Origin of the sequence: Acetobacter oeni (assembly GCF_011516825.1) — a bacterium.
GTDB lineage: Bacteria > Pseudomonadota > Alphaproteobacteria > Acetobacterales > Acetobacteraceae > Acetobacter > Acetobacter oeni.
On sequence record NZ_WOTA01000077.1, the window covers coordinates 1 to 1,943 of the forward strand.

The 1,943-nt window shown below is 66.8% G+C and carries 1 protein-coding gene; it reads left to right on the forward strand.

Annotation, left to right across the window (positions count from 1 at the left end):
• Positions 1 to 1,943, forward strand: a 1,943-nt coding sequence (dxs, locus tag GOB90_RS18605) for a 1-deoxy-D-xylulose-5-phosphate synthase (protein ID WP_173572220.1), incomplete at both ends; no start/stop codon positions are given.

A 1,943-nucleotide genomic window follows, 5' to 3' on the forward strand; every position in this document is an offset into this window, starting at 1 on the left:
CCCTCTCGGGGACGTTTTCCGTTACTGGACCGGGTAGACTACCCGTCTGATTTACGGAATCTGTCGACCGACCAGCTGAAGCAGGTCGCGGACGAGCTTCGCTCCGAGACCGTGGACACGGTCTCGACGACGGGCGGCCACCTCGGCGCCTCGCTCGGCGTGGTGGAACTGACCGTCGCCCTGCACGCGGTCTTCGACACGCCCGACGACCGGGTGATCTGGGATGTCGGCCACCAGGCCTACCCGCACAAGATCCTGACCGGCCGCCGCGACCGGATCCGCACCCTGCGCCAGCCCGGTGGCCTCTCCGGCTTCACCCGCCGCTCGGAAAGCGAATACGATCCGTTCGGCGCCGCCCATTCCTCAACCTCGATCTCCGCCGGCCTCGGCATGGCCGTGGCACATCATCTGCGCGCTGAAGAAGATCCGTCCTACCGCGAGCGCAATGTCATCGCCGTGATCGGCGACGGCTCGATCTCCGCCGGCATGGCCTACGAGGCGATGAACAACGCCGCCGTCGCAGGCCCCGGCGCCGAACGGCTGATCGTCATCCTCAACGATAACGAAATGTCCATCGCCCCGCCCGTGGGCTCGATGTCGAACTACCTCTCCCGCCTGATGTCCTCGCGCCAGTTCATGGGCCTGCGCGACCTCGCCGGCAAAATGGTCAGAAAGCTGCCCGACCGCCTGGAACGCACGGCCAAGAAAGCCGAGGAATACGCCCGCGGCATGATCACCGGCGGCACGCTGTTCGAGGAACTGGGCTTCTATTACGTCGGCCCCGTGGACGGCCACGACATGAGCCAGCTCGTGCCGATTCTGCGCAACCTGCGCGACACGGATAAAGGCCCGATTCTGCTGCACGTGATCACCGAGAAAGGTCACGGCTACAAACCGGCCGAGGCCGCGGGCGACAAATACCACGCCGTCGCAAAGTTCAACGTCATCACCGGCGAGCAGAAAAAAGCCCCGCCGGGACCGCCCTCCTGGACAAACGTGTTCTCCCGCGAACTGGTGAGCCGCGCCACAACGGACGACAGAATCGTCGCCGTGACCGCCGCGATGCCCTCCGGCACCGGGCTGGACAAATTCGCGAAACAGTTCCCCGACCGGTTTTTCGATGTCGGCATCGCCGAACAGCACGCCGTCACCTTCGCCGCCGGCATGGCCACCGAAGGCCTGCGCCCGTTCTGCGCCATCTACTCGACCTTCCTGCAGCGCGCCTACGATCAGATCGTGCATGACGTGGTGCTGCAGGGCCTGCCGGTCCGCCTCGCGATCGACCGGGCCGGCCTGGTCGGCGCGGACGGCGCCACCCACGCCGGCGCGTTCGATCTGGCCTATCTCGGCTGCCTGCCGGGCATGACCATCATGGCGCCCAGCGACGAGCTGGAACTGCTGAACATGACGGCCACCGCCGCCGGGTTCGATGAAGGCCCGATCGCGCTGCGCTATCCGCGCGGCAACGGCCTGGGTCTCGAGCTTCCGGCCTCCGGCTCGGTCATCGAGATCGGCAAGGGGCGAATCGTCCGCGAGATGGGCGCCCAGTCAGGGCGTGAGAAAGGCGGCATCGCCATCCTCTCGCTCGGCCCGCGCCTGGCCGAAGCGCTGAAAGCCGCCGACCAGCTGACGGCCCGCGGCCTGCCGCCCACCGTCGCCGACGCACGCTTCGCCAAGCCGCTGGATACAGCCCTGATCGACCAGCTGGCCCGCAACCACGCGGTCCTGATCACGGTCGAGGAAGGCGCGGAAGGCGGATTCGGCGCTCTCGTGGCGCATTACCTCGCCCGCACCGGCCTGCTCGACCACGTCCGGCTCCGCACCATGACCCTGCCAGACCGCTTCATCGACCACGATACGCAGTTCGAGCAGTATAACGTCGCAAAACTCAACGCACCCGACATCGTGCACACCGCACTCGCTGCTCTCGGTGTCAGCGAGAA